This is a genomic window from Kineosporia babensis (assembly GCF_021129305.1).
GTDB lineage: Bacteria > Actinomycetota > Actinomycetes > Actinomycetales > Kineosporiaceae > Kineosporia > Kineosporia babensis.
On the sequence record NZ_JAJOMB010000010.1, the window covers coordinates 153,722 to 173,090 of the forward strand.

General features: G+C 69.2%; 16 protein-coding genes. 1 reads left to right on the forward strand and 15 read right to left on the reverse strand.

What is annotated here, in order from left to right; genetic code table 11:
* The 14 genes from LR394_RS19650 to LR394_RS19715 all read right to left on the reverse strand — a co-directional run bounded on the left by LR394_RS19650 (position 1) and on the right by LR394_RS19715 (position 15,938).
* On the reverse strand, positions 1–1,524 hold the full coding sequence (locus tag LR394_RS19650) for an NADH-quinone oxidoreductase subunit M (protein ID WP_231444021.1): 1,524 nt from the start codon (positions 1,522–1,524) through the stop codon (positions 1–3).
* A 20-nt stretch (positions 1,525–1,544) separates the two neighbouring features.
* Positions 1,545–3,470, reverse strand: a complete 1,926-nt coding sequence (gene nuoL / locus LR394_RS19655; RefSeq protein ID WP_231444022.1) for an NADH-quinone oxidoreductase subunit L — start codon at positions 3,468–3,470, stop codon at positions 1,545–1,547.
* Positions 3,471–3,481: 11 nt separating this feature from the next.
* Entirely contained in the window at positions 3,482–3,781 is a 300-nt protein-coding gene (gene nuoK, locus LR394_RS19660) for an NADH-quinone oxidoreductase subunit NuoK (protein WP_231444024.1), read from the reverse strand.
* Complete coding sequence (locus LR394_RS19665) at positions 3,778–4,644, reverse strand: NADH-quinone oxidoreductase subunit J (RefSeq protein WP_407937084.1); 867 nt, start codon at positions 4,642–4,644, stop codon at positions 3,778–3,780. The genes nuoK and LR394_RS19665 overlap by 4 nt, the downstream gene beginning before the upstream one ends.
* Positions 4,645–4,691: 47 nt before the next feature.
* Positions 4,692–5,315, reverse strand: coding sequence for an NADH-quinone oxidoreductase subunit NuoI (gene nuoI, locus LR394_RS19670; RefSeq protein WP_231444029.1), 624 nt, complete (start codon positions 5,313–5,315; stop codon positions 4,692–4,694).
* Positions 5,308–6,654: an NADH-quinone oxidoreductase subunit NuoH gene (gene nuoH / locus LR394_RS19675; protein ID WP_231444031.1), complete on the reverse strand. Its 1,347-nt coding sequence runs from the start codon at positions 6,652–6,654 to the stop codon at positions 5,308–5,310. Before nuoH ends, nuoI begins: the two co-directional genes overlap by 8 nt.
* A 3-nt stretch (positions 6,655–6,657) precedes the next feature.
* Positions 6,658–9,282 (reverse strand): NADH-quinone oxidoreductase subunit G, encoded by a 2,625-nt coding sequence (locus tag LR394_RS19680; RefSeq protein ID WP_231444033.1) that lies wholly within the window; start codon positions 9,280–9,282, stop codon positions 6,658–6,660.
* Positions 9,282–10,604 carry an NADH-quinone oxidoreductase subunit NuoF gene (nuoF, locus tag LR394_RS19685; RefSeq protein ID WP_269329434.1) on the reverse strand — a complete coding sequence of 441 codons (1,323 nt, stop codon included), beginning with the start codon at positions 10,602–10,604 and terminating at the stop codon, positions 9,282–9,284. The genes LR394_RS19680 and nuoF overlap by 1 nt, the downstream gene beginning before the upstream one ends.
* Before the next feature lie 5 nt (positions 10,605–10,609).
* A complete protein-coding gene (gene nuoE, locus LR394_RS19690; protein ID WP_231444037.1) occupies positions 10,610–11,473 on the reverse strand; it encodes an NADH-quinone oxidoreductase subunit NuoE in 864 nt (287 codons plus the stop codon).
* Positions 11,473–12,807 (reverse strand): NADH-quinone oxidoreductase subunit D, encoded by a 1,335-nt coding sequence (locus LR394_RS19695; protein ID WP_231444039.1) that lies wholly within the window; start codon positions 12,805–12,807, stop codon positions 11,473–11,475. Before LR394_RS19695 ends, nuoE begins: the two co-directional genes overlap by 1 nt.
* Positions 12,807–13,505 carry an NADH-quinone oxidoreductase subunit C gene (locus LR394_RS19700; RefSeq protein WP_407937085.1) on the reverse strand — a complete coding sequence of 233 codons (699 nt, stop codon included), beginning with the start codon at positions 13,503–13,505 and terminating at the stop codon, positions 12,807–12,809. Before LR394_RS19700 ends, LR394_RS19695 begins: the two co-directional genes overlap by 1 nt.
* An 8-nt stretch (positions 13,506–13,513) precedes the next feature.
* A complete protein-coding gene (locus LR394_RS19705) occupies positions 13,514–14,068 on the reverse strand; it encodes a NuoB/complex I 20 kDa subunit family protein (RefSeq protein WP_231444043.1) in 555 nt (184 codons plus the stop codon).
* Positions 14,069–14,099: 31 nt separating this feature from the next.
* Positions 14,100–14,459 carry an NADH-quinone oxidoreductase subunit A gene (locus tag LR394_RS19710; protein WP_231444045.1) on the reverse strand — a complete coding sequence of 120 codons (360 nt, stop codon included), beginning with the start codon at positions 14,457–14,459 and terminating at the stop codon, positions 14,100–14,102.
* A gap of 786 nt (positions 14,460–15,245) precedes the next feature.
* Positions 15,246–15,938, reverse strand: a complete 693-nt coding sequence (locus LR394_RS19715; protein ID WP_231444047.1) for a demethylmenaquinone methyltransferase — start codon at positions 15,936–15,938, stop codon at positions 15,246–15,248.
* Between the two features lie 223 nt (positions 15,939–16,161).
* Between LR394_RS19715 and LR394_RS19720 the strand changes: the two genes are divergently transcribed.
* Complete coding sequence (locus tag LR394_RS19720) at positions 16,162–17,421, forward strand: isochorismate synthase (protein WP_231444049.1); 1,260 nt, start codon at positions 16,162–16,164, stop codon at positions 17,419–17,421.
* Here the strand turns inward: LR394_RS19720 and menD are convergent.
* Entirely contained in the window at positions 17,411–19,087 is a 1,677-nt protein-coding gene (gene menD, locus LR394_RS19725) for a 2-succinyl-5-enolpyruvyl-6-hydroxy-3-cyclohexene-1-carboxylic-acid synthase (RefSeq protein ID WP_231444051.1), read from the reverse strand. The two genes, LR394_RS19720 and menD, sit on opposite strands and share 11 nt — an antisense overlap.
* Positions 19,088–19,369: the final 282 nt, after the last annotated feature.

The window sequence follows — 19,369 nt, forward strand, 5'->3', positions numbered from 1 at the left end:
TCACTTGTTCTCTCCCTCAGCCACGGTCGGCTCCGGGTCAGTGACTCCGACCTGCTGCATGGTGGTGGCGATGGCGGGGTTGATCACGTCCAGCACCGGCTTGGGGTAGACCCCGAGGAAGAGGATCACCACGACCAGCGGGGCGATCACCCAGACCTCGCGGGCGCTGGCGTCCTTCCAGCCGGCGGCGTACTCCTTGATCGGGCCGGTGAACATCCGCTGGTAGGTGAGCAGGATGTACAGCGCCGCCAGCACGATGCCGAGGGTGGCCAGCACGGCGACCGCCGGGTACTTGACGAAGGTCCCGGTCAGCACCATGAACTCGCTGACGAAGCTGGACATGCCGGGCAGGGCCAGGCTGGACAGACCGGCCAGCAGGAAGCCGGCCGCCAGGACCGGGGTGCTGCGCTGCAGGCCTCCGTAGTCGTCGATGTCGGCCGAACCCCGGCGCTTGATCAGCATCCCGGCCACCAGGAACAGCGCCGCGGTGGAGAAGCCGTGGTTGACCATGTACAGGGTCGAGCCGGTCTGCCCGGTCGAGGTCATCGCGAAGATGCCGAGCACGATGAACCCGAAGTGCGAGATCGAGGTGTAGGCGATCAACCGGTTCAGGTCGGTCTGGCCGATCGCCAGCAGCGCCCCGTAGAGCACGCTGACCAGGGCCAGGGCCAGGATCACGGGGGCCGCCCACTTGCTCGCCTCGGGGAACAGCGGCAGGCAGAGGGTGAGCATGCCGAAGGTGCCGACCTTGTCGAGCACGCCGACCAGCAGCACCGAGACCCCGGCCGGGGCCTCGTCGGTGGCGTCCGGCAGCCAGGTGTGCACCGGCCACATCGGCGCCTTGATCGCGAAGGCGATGAAGAAGGCCACGAACATCAGCCGCTCGGCGGTGCTGCTGGAGAAGTCCAGCCCGGTCAGGTTGTCGATCAGGAAGCCCTGTTCGCCGCCCGGACCGGAGCCGTACAGCCCGATCACCCCGACCAGCATGATCAGCCCGCCGACGAGCGAGTAGACCAGGAACTTGACCGCGGTGTACCGGCGCCGCTCGCTGCTGCCGAAGGCCCCGATCAGGAAGTAGACCGGGATCAGCATGGCTTCGAAGAAGACGTAGAACAGGAAGAGGTCGCGGGCCGCGAAGACCCCGATCATCATCGCCTCGAGCACCAGCACCAGGCCGAAGAACAGCCGGGCCCGGTCCGGCTCGATCTCGTTCCAGGCGGCCAGCACGCACAGCGGCACCAGCACGGTGGACAGCGCCACCATCACCAGGCCGATCCCGTTCACGCCGAGCGCGTAGCTGACCCCGAACTCGCCGATCCAGGAGTGGATCTCGGAGAACTGGATCTCACCGGCCCGGGTGAGCTCGAACTGGGCGGCCATCACCAGGGTGAGGACGAAGGTGATCAGCGAGACGCCGAGCGCGAGGTGCCGGGCCCGGGGGGCCAGGGCCTTGGGCAGGGCCGCGATCAGGGCCGAGCCCGCCAGAGGGACGGCTCCGATCACCGTCAGCCAGGGGAAGTCCATCGAATCCTCAATCAGTGAATTCAGAGGCGGACGGCGAGTACGCCGCCCAGAAGGATGACGACGCCCGCGAGCATCGACGCGGCATAGGAACGGACCAGGCCGGTCTGGACCCGGCGCAGCCGGCCGCCGAGCCCACCGATCAGCGCGGCCAGGCCGCCGACGGCCCCGTCCACACCCCGGTTGTCCACGAAGACCAGGGTCCGGGTGAGGTACTGGCCGGGGCGCATGAACAGGCCCTCGTTGACGTCGTCCTGGAACAGGTCACGCCGGGCGGCGCGGGTGAGCAGGCTGCCCCGGGGAGCGGTCTGCGGCACCGACTCGTTCCAGTACATCCGCCAGGCCAGCAGCACGCCGAGGGCGACCAGCACCAGGGTGGCGCCCATCAGCACCGGGATCGGCAGCACCGGCTCGTGGTGCTCCTCGTGCCCGAGCACCGGTTCGAGCCAGTGGGCCAGGGCGTTGGTGACGCCGAGGGCCAGGCCCAGGAACGCGGAACCGAGGGCCAGGATCACCATCGGGATCGTCATCAGGGCGGGCGACTCGTGCGGGTGGGCGTCGTCGGCCCAGCGCTTGTCCTTGCCGTGGAAGGTCATGAAGAACAGCCGGGACATGTAGAACGCGGTCACCGCGGCACCGAGCAGGGCGGCCAGGCCGAAGACCCAGGGCCGCCAGCCGTCGCCGACGAACGCGGTCTCGATGATCTTGTCCTTGCTCCAGAAGCCGGAGAACGGCGGGACCCCGAGGATCGCCAGCCAGCCCAGCAGGAACGTCGCCCAGGTCACCTTCATGACTCCGGACAGCCGTCCGAACGTCCGCATGTTCACCGAGTCGTTCATCCCGTGCATCACCGAGCCGGCCCCGAGGAACATGCCGGCCTTGAAGAAGCCGTGGGTGAGCAGGTGGAAGATGGCGAAGGCGGCGCCCACCGGGCCCAGCCCGGCGGCCAGCATCATGTAGCCGATCTGCGACATCGTGGAGGCCGCCAGGGCCTTCTTGATGTCGTCCTTGGCGCAGCCGACGATCGCCCCGTAGGTCAGCGTGATCGCGCCGATGATCACCACCGCGAGCTGGGCGTCGGGCGCGCCGACGTAGACCGGCATCGAGCGGACCACCAGGTAGACGCCCGCGGTGACCATGGTGGCGGCGTGGATCAGGGCCGAGACCGGAGTGGGACCGGCCATCGCGTCGCCCAGCCAGGACTGCAGCGGGAACTGCGCCGACTTGCCGCAGGCGCCGACCAGCAGGAGCAGGCCGATCACGGTCAGCTTGGTCTCCCCGGCGGCCTCGGCCCCGGCGAAGACGTCGGCGAAGGTGACACTGCCGAAGGCGGTGAACATCGCCATGATCGCCAGCGCCATCCCGATGTCACCCACCCGGTTGACGATGAACGCCTTCTTGGCCGCGGTGGCATAGGCCGGGTTGTGGTTCCAGAAACCGATCAGCAGGTAGGACGCAAGACCCACGCCCTCCCAGCCGACGAAGAGAAGCAGGTACGAGTCGGCCAGGACCAGGAGGAGCATCGAGGCGACGAACAGGTTCAGGTAGGCGAAGAACCGGCGCCGGTCCGGGTCGTGCTCCATGTAGGCCACGGAGTAGACGTGGATCAGCGAGCCGACGAACGTCACCAGCAGCACGAACGCGATCGACAGCGGGTCGACCAGCAGGCCCGCGTCGAGCGAGAACGTGCCTGCGTTGATCCACTCGAAAAGGTGGACCTGGAAGGCCCTTTCCTCTCCGGAGCGGCCGAGCAGGTCGAAGAACAGCAGCGCGCCCCAGGCGAAGGCGGCCCAGCTCATCAGGACCCCGAGCCAGTGCCCCCACTTGTCCAGCCGGCGCCCGCCCAGCAGCAGGATCGCCGCGCCGAGCGCGGGCAGCGCGATCAGCAGCCAGGCGTTGGAGAGCACCGCGCCCTCCGCTGCGTGATAAACGCCGGTTTCGGCAGTCATCGCACGGCCTCTCAGTACTTCAGCAGGTTCGCGTCGTCCACCGACGCCGACCTGCGGGTGCGGAAGATGGTGAAGATGATCGCCAGTCCGACGACCACCTCGGCGGCGGCCACGAGCATCACGAACAGCGCGATCACCTGGCCCTCGATGTTGCCGTTGATCCGGGCGAAGGTGACGAACGCCAGGTTGGCGGCGTTCAGCATGAGCTCCACGCCCATGAAGACCACGATCGCGTTGCGCCGCACCAGGACGGTCGCGGCCCCGATCGAGAACAGCAGGACCGCCAGGTAGATCCAGTAGATCTGGTTCACGACGGCTGGCCCCCGTTGTCCGTGTCGGCGCTCGTCACACCCGGGTTGCCCGGGCCCTTGAGCGGATGACCCTGCGGGTCGGTCTGGTTCTGCGCGGCCGGGCTGATCTCCGCCTCGATGATCGTGACGTCCTCGGAAACCGTGAGGACGGAACGGTTCTGGCCGCGGGCGGTGAGGACCCGGGAGACCGACAGCTCGGACGGGGTGCCGTCGGGCAGCAGGGCCGGGATGTCGACCGCGTTGTGCCGGGCGAAGACACCGGGCGAGGGCAGCGGGGCCTTGATCGGGCCTTCCTTGATCCGCTGGATCGCCAGGTCCTTCTGGGTGGCCTTGGGGGTCAGCCGCTCGCGGTGGGCCAGCACCATCGCGCCGAGCACGGCGGTGATCAGCAGGGCGCTGGTGGCCTCGAAGGCCCAGACGTACTTGCCGAAGATCAGCTGGGCCATCCCGGTCATGTTGCCCGCGGTGTCGGCGTCGGCCAGACCCCGGGCCCCGGCGCCGAAGGTGACCTGGCCGATCACCGAGATCATCAGCACCGCCAGCGCGACGCCGAAGACGAAGGCCAGCCAGCGCTGCCCCTTGATCGTCTCGACCAGCGAGTCCGAGGAGTCGACGCCGACCAGCATCATCATGAACAGGAAGAGCATCATCACGGCGCCGGCGTAGACGAAGATCTGCACCATGCCGAGGAACGGGGCCTGCAGCGCCAGGTAGGCGATGCCCAGGCAGACCATCACCAGCGCCATGCACAGCGCCGCGTGCACCGCCTTGCGGGCGAACAGCAGCCCGAGCGCGGCCGGCACCGTGATGATCGCGATCACCCAGAACAGGACGTTCTCGCCGGAGCCGCCGTACTCGGCCACCCCGGGGGTGGCCTGACTCAGGCCGGCGAGGATCAGGGACGAGGTGCTCACCGGTGGGCCTCCTGTGCCGGCTCGTCGTCCCCGGTCCGGGCGTCCACCCATTCCTGCTGCTCGGGCACGGCCTGGGTGACCTTGCCCTGGTAGTAGTCCTGTTCGGTGGTACCCGGCACCATCGGGTGCGGGGCCGGGATCATCCCGCCCAGCATCGGGGCCAGCAGGTCCTGCTTCTCGAAGATCAGCCCGGCCCGGGTCGGGCCCTTGAGCTGCTCGTACTCGTTGGTCATGGTCAGCGCCCGGGTCGGGCAGGCCTCGATGCACAGGCCGCACAGAATGCAGCGCAGGTAGTTGATCTGGTAGACCCGGCCGTAGCGCTCACCGGGCGAGAAGCGTTCTTCCTCGGTGTTGTCCGCGCCCTCGACGTAGATCGCGTCGGCCGGGCACGCCCAGGCGCACAGCTCGCAGCCGACGCACTTCTCCAGACCGTCGGGATGCCGGTTCAACTGGTGACGTCCGTGGAACCGGGGTGCCGTCGGCACCTTCTGCTCCGGGTACTCCTCGGTGACGACCTTGGTGAACATGGTCGCGAAGGTGACGCCGAAGCCGGCGATCGGGGCGAAGGCGGAGAGCCAGCCACCCGACGAGTCGCTGTCGTTCTGTTCGCGGTCAGCCACCGCGGACCTCCTCCAGTGCGGGTGTCTCGCCTGAGCCCGAAAGCGGGCCTGAGCTCGAGACCGGGGTCGAACCGTTGGTACGGATCAGCTTCTGGCCGGGCATGGCCGGCACCGGGAAGCCCCCGGCGAAGGGGTCGACCGGGACGTCCGGGTCGGGTTCGGGTTCCTCGGCCGGGCGGGTGCGCAGCGCCTCGATCGCGGCCCAGACCAGGGCCAGCACCAGGATCACGCCGACGATGATCATCACCCGCTCGCGCCGGTCGAACTCGCCGAACTGGTCCATCGCCCGGACCGCGGCCACCGCCATGGTCCACAGCAGGGCGCTGGGGATCAGGATCTTCCAGCCGAAGCGCATGAACTGGTCGTAGCGCAGCCGGGGCAGGGTGCCGCGCAGCCAGATGAACAGGAACAGGAAGATCATCGTCTTCAGGGCGAACCAGATCACCGGGAAGTAGCCCTCGTTCGCCCCCGCCCAGACCGTGGAGATCGGGGCCGGGGCCCGCCAGCCGCCCAGGAACAGCGTGGTGGCCAGCATCGAGACGGTGACCATGTTGACGTACTCGGCCAGGAAGAACAGCGCGAACTTCAGCGAGCTGTACTCGGTGTGGAAACCACCGACCAGCTCGCCCTCGGCCTCGGGCAGGTCGAACGGCGCCCGGTTGGTCTCGCCGACCATCGAGATCACGTAGATCACGAACGAGGGCAGCAGCGGGATGCACCACCACAGCGACTGCTGCGCGTCGACGATCGCCGAGGTGGACATCGAGCCGGAGTAGAGGAAGACGCTGACCAGCGACAGGCCCATCGCGATCTCGTAGGAGATCACCTGGGCCGAGGAACGCAGGCCGCCCAGCAGCGGGTAGGTGGAGCCGGAGGACCAGCCCGCCAGCACGATCCCGTACACCCCGATCCCGGCCGCGGCCAGGATGAACAGCACCGCCACGTTCATGTCGGTGAGCTGCAGCGGGGTGACGATGTCGGTGAACGGGATGGTCACCTCGGGCCCGAACGGGATCACCGAGAAGGCCACGAAACAGGCCGTGCAGGAGATGATCGGGGCGATCACGTAGACGACCTTGTCGGCCGCCGCCGGGATGATGTCCTCCTTCAGCGCCAGTTTCACGCCGTCGGCCAGCGACTGCAGCAGGCCGAAGGGACCGTTGCGGTTGGGCCCGGGCCGGGACTGCATCCGGCCCACCACCCGGCGCTCGGCCCAGATCATCAGCAGGGTGGCCACCACCGCGACGACGAACAGCAGCAGCGCCTTACCGGCGATCACCCAGCCGTTGTCCTGGGAGAAGTCGGCGGTCGGGTTCTCCGCCAGCAGCATCAGCGGCATCGCTCAGGCTCCCATCAGGGCGTCGCCGGCCAGCCGGAGCACGACCGGGTCGCCGTTGCCGGCCGCCAGCCGGGCCCGGACCGGGCTGCCCGGGGAGTTGCTGGGCAGCCAGACCACGCCGTCCGGCATGGGGGTGATGGCCAGTGGCAAGGTGATCTCCCCACGGTCGTTGGACACCGTCACCGACCCGGTGACCCCGGCCGCCAGGCCGAGTCCGGTTGCGGTGGCGGGCGATACCCGGGCGACGGCGCGGTGCGCGGTGCCGGCCAGGTAGGGCTCGCCGTCCTGTAGGCGGCCCTTGTCGAGCAGCATCGACCAGGTGGACAGCACGGTGGCGGAGGCCGGGGCGAGGGTGTGCGCCTCGGGCCGTTCGGTCCGGGCGCCTTCCCAGCGGCCGAGCTGGGCCAGTTCGGCCGAGCCGGCCTTCTCGCCGCGCAGGCCCAGCCCCTCCCCCGCCTCGGAGGCCAGGGAGTCCAGCACCTCGCCGTCGCTGAGCGCCTCGGAGGTGAGCGCCTGCGGGAACTCCCGCCAGCGGCCCTCCCAGTTCAGGAACGTGCCGCCCTTCTCGGCGGGCGGGGCGACCGGCAGGACCACGTCGGCGTAGGCCGAGACCGTGCTCGCCCGGACCTCGAGACTGACCACGAAGGAAGCGGTTTCGAGGGCGGCGCGGGCGGCGGCCGGGTCGGGCAGGTCGTCCGGGTCCACGCCGCCGACGAGCAGACCGGGCAGCAGCCCGGCCGAGGCGTCGTCGATGATCCGGGCGGTGTCGCGGCCGGGCTGCGCGGGCAGGCTGTCCACGTCCCAGGCGGCGGCGATGTCCACCCGGGCGGCGGCGTCGGAGACCGGGCGGCCGCCGGGCAGCAGGCTCGGCAGAGCACCGGCCTCGACCGCGCCCCGCTCACCGGCCCGGCGCGGCACCCAGGCCAGCTTGGCGCCAGTGGCGGCGGCCAGGGCCAGGGCGGCCTGGTAGGCGCCGGAGGACTCAGTCAGGCGAGGGCCGAGCAGGATGACCGAACCCGGGGTGCTCACCGCGGCGGCGGCCTCCGGGGTCCCCAGCGCGGCGGCCTCCTGGCCGGGCACGGTCTGGATCAGCGTGCCGGACAGCTTGATCAGGCCCCGGCTGGCCCAGGGGGCGATCGAGGTGACCTTCTTGCCCTTGTTCAGCACCGACTTACGCAGCCGCAGGAAGATGCTGGCGGCTTCCTCCTCGGCCTCCAGCCCGGCCAGCAGTACCGCCGGGGCAGCCTCCAGCTCGGCGAAGGTGACGCCCAGGCCGGTACCGGCCACGGCGTGCCCGAGGAATGCCTCTTCCTCGGCCGAGTGCGCCCGGGCCCGGAAGTCGATGTCGTTGGTCCGCAGCACCACTCGCGCGAACTTGGCGTAGGCGTAGGCGTCCTCGACGGTGAGCCGGCCGCCGGGCAGCACCCCGACACCGCCGGCGTCGCGCGCCTTCAGCAGGCCGGCCGCCGCCACCTGGAGCGCGTACGGCCACGAGACCGGCTCCAGCTCACCGGTTTCCGGGTCACGGACCAGCGGGTGGGTGAGCCGGTCGGCGCCGGTGGCCCAGTTGAACGCCCAGCGGCCCTTGTCGCAGTTCCACTCCTCGTTCACCGCCGGGTCGTCGGCGGCCAGGCGCCGGGTGACCTTGCCGCGGCGGTGGTCCACCCGCAGCGCGCAGCCGCTGGAGCAGTGCTCGCACACACCCTTGGTGGAGACCAGGTCGAACGGCCGGGCCCGGAACCGGTAGGCCGCGCCGGTCAGCGCGCCGACCGGGCAGATCTGGATGGTGTTGCCGGAGAAGTAGCTGGCGAACGGCTGCCCCGACTCGTCCAGCAGGGCCTGGCCGGTGGTGGTCAGATTGTCGGCCGCGTAGGTGCCGGTGGCGTGCTCGTGCGAGGCGCCGCGCGACTCGTCCTCGCTCGATCCCTGCTGGAGCGACTGCGGGGTGGGCTCGAGCTCCTCGGAGGTGCGCACCACCGGGTCGGGCAGGTCGACGTGGAAGTTCAGCACGCCGGGCGAGAAGGTGCCGATCTGCTGCTTGGCCCCACGCATCTGCAGGTCGATGAACGGGTCGCCGGCGATCTCCTTGGAGAACCGGGTGCAGCGCTGGCACAGGATGCAGCGCTCGCGGTCCAGCAGCACCTGGGTGGAGATCCGGATCGGCTTGGGGAAGGTGCGCTTGACCTCGGTGAAGCGGCTGCTGCCCTGCCCGTTGGCCATCGCCTGGTTCTGCAGCGGGCACTCCCCGCCCTTGTCGCAGACCGGGCAGTCCAGCGGGTGGTTGATCAGCAGCAGCTCCATGACGCCGCGCTGGGCCTTCTCCGAGACCGGCGAGGTGAGCTGGGTCTTGACCACCATGCCCGGGCTCGCGGTCATCGTGCAGGAGGCCTGCGGCTTGGGCATCGGCCGGACGTTGCCCTCCCGGTCCGGCATGGCCACCTCGACCAGGCACTGCCGACAGGCGCCTGCCGGGGCCAGCAGCGGGTGGTCGCAGAACCGCGGGATCGCGATCCCCAGTTCCTCGGCCGCACGGATCAGCAGGGTGCCCTTGGGCACGCTGACCTCGATCCCGTCGATCGTCAGGGTGACCAGATCGACGGGGGTCTTCGAGGGTTCGGTGACGGTCATCAGGCGTTCACTCCAGCGAAGAGCGTGGACTTCACCGGGTCGAACGGGCAGCGGCCCTCGCTCAGGTGAAGCAGGTACTCGTCCCGGAAGTACTTGATGGACGAGCTGATCGGGCTGGTCGCGCCGTCGCCCAGGGCGCAGAACGAGCGGCCCAGGATGTTGTCGCAGATGTCCAGCAGACGTTCCAGGTCCTCCGGGACGCCCTGGCCGTTCTCCAGCTGCCGCAGCACCTGGACCAGCCAGTACGTGCCCTCGCGGCAGGGCGTGCACTTGCCGCAGGACTCGTGCGCGTAGAACTCGGTCCAGCGCAGCACCGCGCGCACCACGCAGACCGTCTCGTCGAAGATCTGCAGCGCCCGGGTACCCAGCATCGAGCCGGCCGCCCCGGTGGACTCGAAGTCCAGCGGGGTGTCCAGGTGCTCGGCGGTGAACATCGGGGTGGAGGAACCGCCCGGCGTCCAGAACTTCAGCTCGTGGCCCTCGCGCATCCCGCCGGCCATCTCGATCAGCTCGCGCAGGGTGATCCCCAGCGGGGCCTCGTACTGGCCGGGCCGCTGCACGTGACCGGAGAGCGAGAAGAAGCCGAATCCGGCCGATTTCGCCGTGCCCATCCCGGAGAACCAGGCCGAGCCGTTCTCGATGATGCAGGGCACGCTGGCGATCGACTCGACGTTGTTCACCACCGTGGGCCGGGCGTACAGACCGGCCACGGCCGGGAACGGCGGCTTCAGCCGGGGCTGGCCGCGCCGGCCCTCCAGCGAGTCCAGCAGCGCCGTCTCCTCGCCGCAGATGTAGGCGCCGGCCCCGGCGTGCACCACGATGTCGATGTTCTTGCCGGAGCCGAGCACGTTCTCGCCGAGGTACCCGGCCGCCCGGGCCTCCTCGACCGCGCTGAGCAGACGGCGGTACACGTGCGCGACCTCGCCGCGCAGGTAGATGAACGCCCGCTCGGCCCGGATCGCGTGGCAGGTGATGATCGCGCCCTCGATCAGGTACTGCGGGGTGGCCATCATCAGCGGGATGTCTTTACAGGTACCGGGTTCCGACTCGTCCGCGTTGATCACCAGGTAGCGCGGGTTGCCGTCCGGCTTGGGCAGGAAGCTCCACTTCAGCCCGGTCGGGAAGCCGGCGCCGCCGCGGCCGCGCAGGCCGGAGTCCTTGACCTGGGAGACGACGTCTTCCGGCTCCATGGCCAGCGCCTTGCGCAGCGCCTGGTAACCACCGTTGCGCTCGTAGCTGTCCAGCGTCCAGGACTGGTCCTGGTTCCAGTGCTTCGAGAGCACGGGAGTGAGAGTGACTGGTTGACGCGCCTCTTCAGCCATCTGACTCAGCCCTTCTTCTCGGTGCCGGTACCCGGGTCGGACTCGCCCTTGGTGGCCTCGGCCGGAGGCTTGCCCGCCTCGGTGCCGGCCCGGTTCTTGGTGCGCGGGTCGACCGCGGGAGCGTCCGAGCCGCTGCTGCGCGCTTCCCGGTTCTGAACGTCCGCCGCCGCGGAGGCGGTGGCCGCAGCGCTGGTGCCCGCACCCGTCTCAAATTCGGGTTGCGGTGCCGTCCAGCCCTTCTCGGCCGCGAGGACGGTGCCCCGCAGCGAAGGGCCACCGGCCCCGACCCCCTCGGACGCGCGTCCGTCGTTGAAGCCCGCCAGCACGTGCGAGACCTCTTTGAAGGTGGGCACGCTGTTCGGGCCCCGGGTGGGAGCCACCGGCTCGCCCGCCCGCAGCCGGTCGCACACGCCGCGGGCCGAGGACGGCGTCTGGTTGTCGAAGAACTCCCAGTTCACCATCATCACCGGGGCGAAGTCGCAGGCCGCGTTGCACTCGATCCGCTCGAGGGTGATCTTGCCGTCCTCGGTGGTCTCGTCGTGCCCGACCTGCAGGTGCTCCTCCAGCGACTCGAAGATCGCGTCGCCGCCCATCACCGCGCACAGCGTGTTGGTGCAGACCCCGACCGTGTACTCACCGTTGGGGTGGCGCTTGTACTGGGTGTAGAAGGTGGCCACGGCCGAGACCTCGGCCGTGCTCAGCCCGAGAACCTGGGCGCACAGCGCGATCCCGTCCGGGCTGACGTAGCCTTCCTCGCTCTGCATCAGGTGCAGCATCGGCAGCAGGGCGCTGCGCGGCTGCGGGTAGCGGGCGATGATCTCGTGACACTGGCTGGAAAGCCGTTCGACGGCTTCTGCGGAGAGCGACATCAGCGGTCCACGCCCCCCATCACCGGGTCGATCGAGGCCACGGCCACGATCACGTCGGCTATCTGTCCGCCCTCACTCATCGCCGCCATCGCCTGCAGGTTGTGGAACGACGGATCGCGGAAATGCGCCCGGTAGGGACGGGTTCCGCCGTCCGAGACCAGATGCACCGCGAGCTCGCCGCGCGGCGACTCGATCGCCTGGTAGACCTGGCCGGCCGGGACCCGGAAGCCCTCGGTGACCAGCTTGAAGTGGTGGATCAGGGCCTCCATCGAGGTGCCCATGATCTCCTTGATGTGGTCCAGGCTGTTGCCCATCCCGTCACCGCCGATGGCCAGCTGGGCCGGCCAGGCGATCTTCTTGTCGCCGATCATCACCGGGCCCGGGCCCATCTGCTGCAGCCGGTCCAGGCACTGCTCGACCAGTTTCAGCGACTCCTTCATCTCGTTGATCCGGATCCGCAGTCGCCCGTAGGCGTCGCAGGAGTCCCAGGTCTGCACGTCGAAGTCGTAGGTCTCGTAGCCGCAGTAGGGCTCGGTCTTGCGCAGGTCGTGCGGGAACCCGGTGGAGCGCAGCACCGGGCCGGTGATCCCCAGCGCCATGCAGCCGGTCAGGTCCAGGTAGCCGACGTCCTGCAGCCGGCCCTTGACGATCGGGTTCTCGTTGTTCAGCTTCTCCAGCTCGGAGATGCCCTTGCGCAGCACCGGGATGTCCTCGCGGATCCGGTCGATCGCACCGGGCGGCAGGTCCTGGGCCAGACCGCCGGGCCGGATGAACGCGTGGTTCATCCGCAGGCCGGTGATCAGCTCGAGCAGGTGCAGGACCACCTCGCGCTCGCGGAAACCGACCGTCATCACGGTCAGCGCGCCGATCTCCATCCCGCCGGTGGCCAGCGCGACCAGGTGCGAGCTGACCCGGTTGAGCTCCATCAGCAGGACCCGGATGATGCTGGCCCGCTCAGGGATGTCGTCGGTGATGCCGAGAAGCTTCTCGACGCCCAGACAGTAGGCGGCCTCCTGGTACAGCGGGGACAGGTAGTCCATCCGCGTGCAGAAGGTCACGCCCTGCGTCCAGGTGCGGAACTCCATGTTCTTCTCGATACCGGTGTGCAGATAGCCGATGCCGCAGCGGGCCTCGGTCACCGTCTCGCCGTCGATCTCCAGGATCAGCCGGAGCACCCCGTGCGTGGACGGGTGCTGGGGGCCCATGTTGACGACGATGCGTTCCTCGCCGAGCGTGGTCGCCTCTTCGGCGATGTCGGCCCAGTCCCCGCCGGATGCCGTGAAGACCTTGCCTTCCTCGGCATCGGCGCTGGTTTCCGCGTCGATGGTGGCCATCAGTTGTACGACCTCCTGGTGTCCGGCGGCGGGATGGTGGCGCCCTTGTACTCCACCGGGATCCCGCCGAGCGGATAGTCCTTGCGCTGGGGGTGGCCCGGCCAGTCGTCGGGCATCTGAATGCGGGTCAGCGCCGGGTGACCGTCGAAGATCAGGCCGAAGAAGTCCCAGGTCTCACGTTCGTGCCAGTCGGCGCTGGGGTAGACCGGAACAATGGACGGGATGTGCCGGTCCGCGTCCGGAGCGGCCACTTCCAGCCGTACCCGGCGGGTGTGGGTGATCGAGGTCAGGTGGTAGACCGCCCGCAGCTCGCGGCCTTTCGCGTCCGGGTAGTGCACGCCGCTGACTCCGGAGAACATCTCGAAGCGCAGGTCGGGCTCGTCGCGCAGGACCTGGGCGACCGCGCGGATGTACTCGCGGCGGATGTGGAAGGTGATCTCGCCGCGGTCGACCACAACGGACTCGATCGCCGCGTCCGGGTCGGTGTTCTGGTTGCGTAGCGCCTCGGCCAGCACGTCGGCCACGCTGTCGAACCAGCCGCCGTACGGCCGGGGGGTGGGTGCGGGTAGGGCAACGCTGCGGGTCAGGCCGCCGAAACCACTGGTGTCGCCGGAGTCCCGGTTGCCGAACATGCCGTGCCGGGTGGTGACGACTTCGGCGGCCGGGGTGTTGACCGAGAGCTCGGCCGGGTCGTCGATGCCGTCGGTCACCGGAGCAGGCCCTTCATCTGGGAGGTGGGGATCGCGGCCATCGCGGCTTCTTCGGCCGCGCGCGCCGCCGCTTCCCGGTTGACGCCCAGCGGCATGCTCTGGACCTGCTTGTGCAGTTCCATGATCGCGTTGATCAGCATCTCCGGCCGGGGCGGGCAGCCGGGCAGATAGATGTCGACCGGGACGATGTGGTCGACGCCCTGGACGATCGCGTAGTTGTTGAACATCCCGCCGGAGGAGGCGCAGACCCCCATCGACAGAACCCATTTCGGCTCGACCATCTGGTCGTAGACCTGGCGGACCACCGGCGCCATCTTCTGGCTGACCCGGCCGGCCACGATCATCAGATCGGCCTGGCGTGGTGAGGCGCGGAACACCTCCATGCCGAAGCGACCCAGGTCGTAGCGCGGGGCACCGCTGGTCATCATCTCGATCGCGCAGCAGGCCAGGCCGAAGGTGGCCGGCCAGAGCGAGGCCTTGCGCATGTACCCGGCCAGCACCTCGACCGAGGTCAGCATGAAACCGCTGGGGAGCTTCTCTTCGATTCCCATCAGATTCCCTCTATCCCGGTGGTTCTCGCGTCTAGTCCCACTCCAGGCCGCCGCGGCGCCAGACGTAGGCGTAGGCGATGAAGACGGTGATCACGAACAGCACCATCTCGACCAGCGCGAAGACCCCGAGGGAGTCGAACGCGACCGCGAAGGGCAGGAGGAAGACGCTCTCGATGTCGAAGATGATGAACAGCATCGCCACCAGGTAGTACTTGACCGGGAAGCGGCCGCCACCGGCGGCGGCCGGCGTGGGCTCGATACCGCACTCGTAGGCGTCGAGCTTGGCCCGGTTGTACCGCTTGGGGCCGGTCAGCGCCCCGGCGACGATGGAGAAGACAGCGAACCCGCCGCCGATGGCCATCAGAGCCAGGATCGGAACGTAGGGGTTCACGACTGCAGCCCTCCCGAACTCGTCACCATTGAACTTCCGGACTTACCGCCGAGCGCCGCCCGGGTCGCAGCCGCGCTCATCCTAGGACCTGCTCTTTCCGGCCCGCGCGCAGCTTCCCGCGCCTTCGCCAGGAGCTTGTGAAGTGATTCACGTGGACAGCATACGACCCGCACAGAACCCCTCCGACGCGCGGGGTATGCGTTTGCCTTCGTGTTCATATGACCGCTGACCTGCGGTTTTACGAACGCTTTCCGTTGTCTAATTCAACGTTGAATTATGCTGCGGCGCAGTCGATTTCACTTGTCGCAGAGCTTCACCTGAATTAGGTTACGCATTAGGGTGCTAATTCGCGGGACCCCTGGAAGGGCCGCCGCGGGACCTTTGCCCTTGATTTCGACACCCGGTGCCATTTCAAACATCGACATATTTTGGTGGCACTTTTTGTTTCGGCACTCCGTGTCAATAGCGGACGTCTCGATTGCCTCGGTCTTTCGTCGCATCGACGCAATCCGGCTAACTGCGGAATTAGAAACCTGAGGTGCGACCGTTCGGCGAATGGTTCACGAACGTGAGCGCGCAAGTATTGCCTTTTCCAATAGTCCCACACTCACCCGGCCGAAAGTCCCGGCGCTACCCGGCTACCCCGTCCGTTGGTTGTTGCCTCACCCCTCACTCCCGCCCCAAGACCTCCGCGCGCCGACCCAGCCACAACGTCCGTCTGCGGGTGTGCCCCCAAACGAAAAGTGCCCCCGACCCGAAGGGCCGAGGGCACTGCGTCCGGAAGAGTCAGCGACGGTAGCCGCGGTGCAGGGCCACGATGCCGCCGGAGAGGTTGCGGTGGGCCACGTCGTCCCAGCCCGCCACCCGCAACCGGGCGGCCAGGCCACGCTGGTCGGGCCAGGCCCGGATCGACTCGGCCAGGTAGACGTAGGCGTCCGGGTTCGAGCTGACCACCCGGGCCACCGAGGGCAGCGCCCGCATCAGGTACTCGGTGTAGACCACCCGCCAGGGCGTCCACGTCGGGTGCGAGAACTCGCAGACCACCAGCTTGCCACCGGGCTTGGTGACCCGGTGCATCTCCTTCAGCGCGGCGTCCACGTCGACCACGTTGCGCAGGCCGAAGGAGATCGTGACGGCGTCGAAGGACGCGTCGGCGAAGGGCAGGCGGGTGGCGTCACCGGCGACGAAGGGCAGATCGGGACGACGCTGGTTGCCCACCTTGAGCATGCCCAGCGAGAAGTCGCAGGGCACGGTGTGGACGCCGGCGTCGGCGAACGGCTCGCTCGAGGTGCCGGTACCGGCCGCCAGATCGAGCACCTTCTGCCCGGGGCTCAGATCCAGGGCCTCGGCGACGAGCTTGCGCCAGCGCACGTCCTGGCGCATCGCTAGCACGGTGTTGGTCAGGTCGTAGCGAGCGGCGACACCGTCGAACATGCTCGCCACCTCGTGTGGCGTCTTCTCCAGACCAGCGCGGGACATGCTGCTGATGCTCCCACGGTTGCCGTCCGGGCGCCCAGGACCGTCCCCACCGAGCCCGCAGCACCCGTTCGGGCCAGGGGTGCGCGAGTTCACAGTTGCCTCAGGCACGCGCTTGGCAGCCCGCCTCACCTGGGGCTTTGTCTGATCGGAGGATCCGGCGGGGGTTCGGGTGGCCCACCCCACGGTCTGCGGGCCGCCGGGCGCTCCTAATCTTGGAGCCATCATGACCACTGCTCCTGCCCTGGCTCCCCTGGTCGCGCGCACCGTGACGATCTCCGATCCCGGTCCCCTGCTCGAACTGCTGCCGCCGGGCCCCGCCCTGGCCTGGGTGCGCCGGGGCGAAGGGCTGGTCGGCTGGGGTGAGGCCATGCGGGTCACCGGAACCGGCGCCGAACGCTTCACCTCGGCCAAGCGGGCCTGGGCCGAGGTGGCGTCCCGTTCGGTGATCCGCGACGAGGTTCGCCTGCCCGGCACCGGCCCGGTGGCCTTCGGCTCGTTCGCCTTCTCCCCCGACTCGGCCGCCGGCGGCGTGCTGATCGTGCCCGAGGTGGTGGTCGGGCATCGCGCCGGCACCTGGTGGCTGACCACGATCACAGCGGACCGCGCGATTCCGGCCCCGGTGCAGCTGACCCGGCACGAGCGGGCCACGCAGGCCCCGGCCGACACCGAGTTCACCCCCGGCGCCCGGGCCCCGCAGGAGTGGAAGGCCGCCGTCGCCGAAGTGATCGAGCGAATCGAGGCCGGCCAGGTCGAGAAGGTGGTGCTGGCCCGCGACGTGGTGGCCCGCACCGCGCAGGACGTGGACCCGCGCGACGTGCTGTCGCTGCTGGCCGGTGACTACCCGAACTGCTGGACGTTCAGCGTGGACGGCCTGCTCGGGGCCACCCCGGAGATGCTGGTCAAGCTGGAACGCGGGCTGGTCACCTCACGGGTGCTGGCCGGGACGATCCGGCGGACCCAGAACGACGAGCAGGACCTGGCTCTGGCCGCCTCGCTGGCCCGCTCCAGCAAGGACCTGGAGGAGCACGAGTACGCGGTGCGCTCGGTGGCCGACGCTCTGGCCCCGCACTGCACCACGACCAACGTGCCGGACTCGCCGTTCGTGCTGCACCTGCCCAACGTGATGCACCTGGCCACCGACGTCACCGGAGTGCTGGCCGACGGCACATCGTCGCTCGATCTGGCGGCCGCGCTGCACCCCTCGGCCGCGGTCTGCGGCACGCCGACCCCTGCGGCGGCGGAACTGATCGCCGCGGTGGAAGGCATGGACCGGGGGCGTTACGCCGGGCCGGTGGGCTGGGTGGATGCGGCCGGTGACGGGGAGTGGGGCATCGCCCTGCGCAGCGCTCAGTTCGATGCCGAGGATCCGCGCCGGTTCCGGCTCTTCGCGGGCTGCGGAGTGGTGGCCGGGTCCGATCCGGAGGCCGAGCTCGCCGAGTCCGAGGCCAAGCTGCTGCCGATCAAGGGCGCCCTCAGCCGCTGAACGCGGCGGCCCGGCGTAGTTTCTCGGCGAGTTCGCGGTGCCGGGCCCGGTCGATCCGCACGTGCAGCAGCGAGATCCCCGAGGTCGGCGCCGCGAGCGCCGCCCGCAACTCGTCCCCGCTGTCCACCCGACGGTAGGCGACCCCGTAGGCGCGCACCAGCGTCTCCAGTTCGATCTGTTGCGGTGTTCCGAAAATCCTTTCGTAGTGCCGGGACTGACGCTCGCCGCGCTCGGCCCGGGCACCGTGCTCAAGGGTGGCGAAGATGCCGCCGCCATTGTCGTCCACCACCACGATCTGCAGATCCGGCCGACGCTCGTCCGGGCCCAGCAGCAACCCACCCGCATCGTGCAGAAAGGTGAGGTCACCCAGCAGCAGTCGCGTGCGACGTCCACTGGCCAGAGCCGCCCCGATCGCCGTCGAGACCGTGCCATCGATACCCGCCAGCCCTCGATTGGCCAGCAGTTCGGCGCCTTCCGGAATCCGGGCGATCAGGTCCAGGTCGCGGATCGGATTGCTGGAGCCGGCGACGAGCAACTCACCCGCCCGCGTGGCTGCCGCAATCTCCCGGGCCACGAACTGCCCGGTGATCCGGCCGGCCTGCACCTCTTCGTCGAGTAACGCGTCGATGGCCACGGTAGCCGCTTTACCAACGGAAACCCATTCGGAAAGCCAGGTCTCGTCTGGTTCATGCACTTCGGCGACTCGGACCGCAGGCGCGACCAGCGAGGCCTTACGCCCGGCATCGCTCCAGTCCGGCCGCGGGGAAACCACGATGACTTCGGCTTTGCCCTGCGAAAGCAGCCGAGTCACCGGCCGGGACAAGGTCGGACGCCCGAAAACAATGACCCGCTCGATCTTCTCACCGAGATCCGTACCGAGAAGCATGCGGTAGGGCGCGACCGTACCGGCCTGGCGCACCCCCGACGAAGGTTCTGCCAGCAGGGGCCAACGCGCCGCCACCGCCAGCTTTACCGCCTCCGGTCCAGCACCGTCCCCGGCCAGAACGACCGTGCGGGGTCCGCTTTCAAGGACGACCGGCGTCGCGGGAACCGTTGCTGCGATACGGGTTAGGCCTTCCTGGCCGTCGAATGCCTGGGGTACGTCATCCGGGGTGAGCGGATCGGCGAAGCCTACGTTCAGCTGAACCGGCCCCGGCGAGCCTCCGATCACGCCTCGAGCCGCAGCCACCGCCCGGGAGGCAACATTGCGCCACCCCGCCACCTGCGCCGCGTCCCAATTACCGGGCGCCGGAATCTCCCCGAACCAGCGCACCGCCGAACCGAAGACCTTTACCTGATCAGTGGTCTGACTAGCCCCCGTGCCCCGTAGCTCGTGCGGGCGGTCAGCGGAGAGCACCAACAGTCCTACCCCGGCGTGCGCAGCCTCCAGCACTGCCGGATGCAGATTGGCCACCGCCGTGCCGGACGTAGTGACAATCGCCGTCGGCGCATGCTCCCTGTCACCTCGCGAGAGCCCCAACGCCAGAAATGCCGCCGTGCGCTCGTCGATCCGTACGTGAAGCTCGATCGCGCCGGCGTCCGCCGCCTCGGCCAGGGCATAGGCCAGGGGGGCAGAACGGCTTCCCGGGCAGAGCACGACATGACGTACGCCGAGTCGCACCAGAGCATCCACGAGAACCGTGGCCAACGCTGTCGAGGGGTTCACCGGGCTATCACGTACCCCATAGTTCCAGGCGAGTTGCGGCCCGGCGCGGCGAGGGTGACGCCTCGGGCGGTTGCTTGACCCTCAGGGAGCTTGAACAGCGTACGGACGGGTGCGGCACCTCCCGTAGCTTCGTGCCGGTCACGCGCTGGCTGGGTTTTCGCCGGTGCTGGGGAATCGTTGCGGGCTGTTTCGGCCCCGGGCGATAGAGGTGGCGAAACGCGAAGCGTGTACACCTGGTACCGGATGTGCTTGATGTACACGTCGCGAGTTAACCCGGGCCGA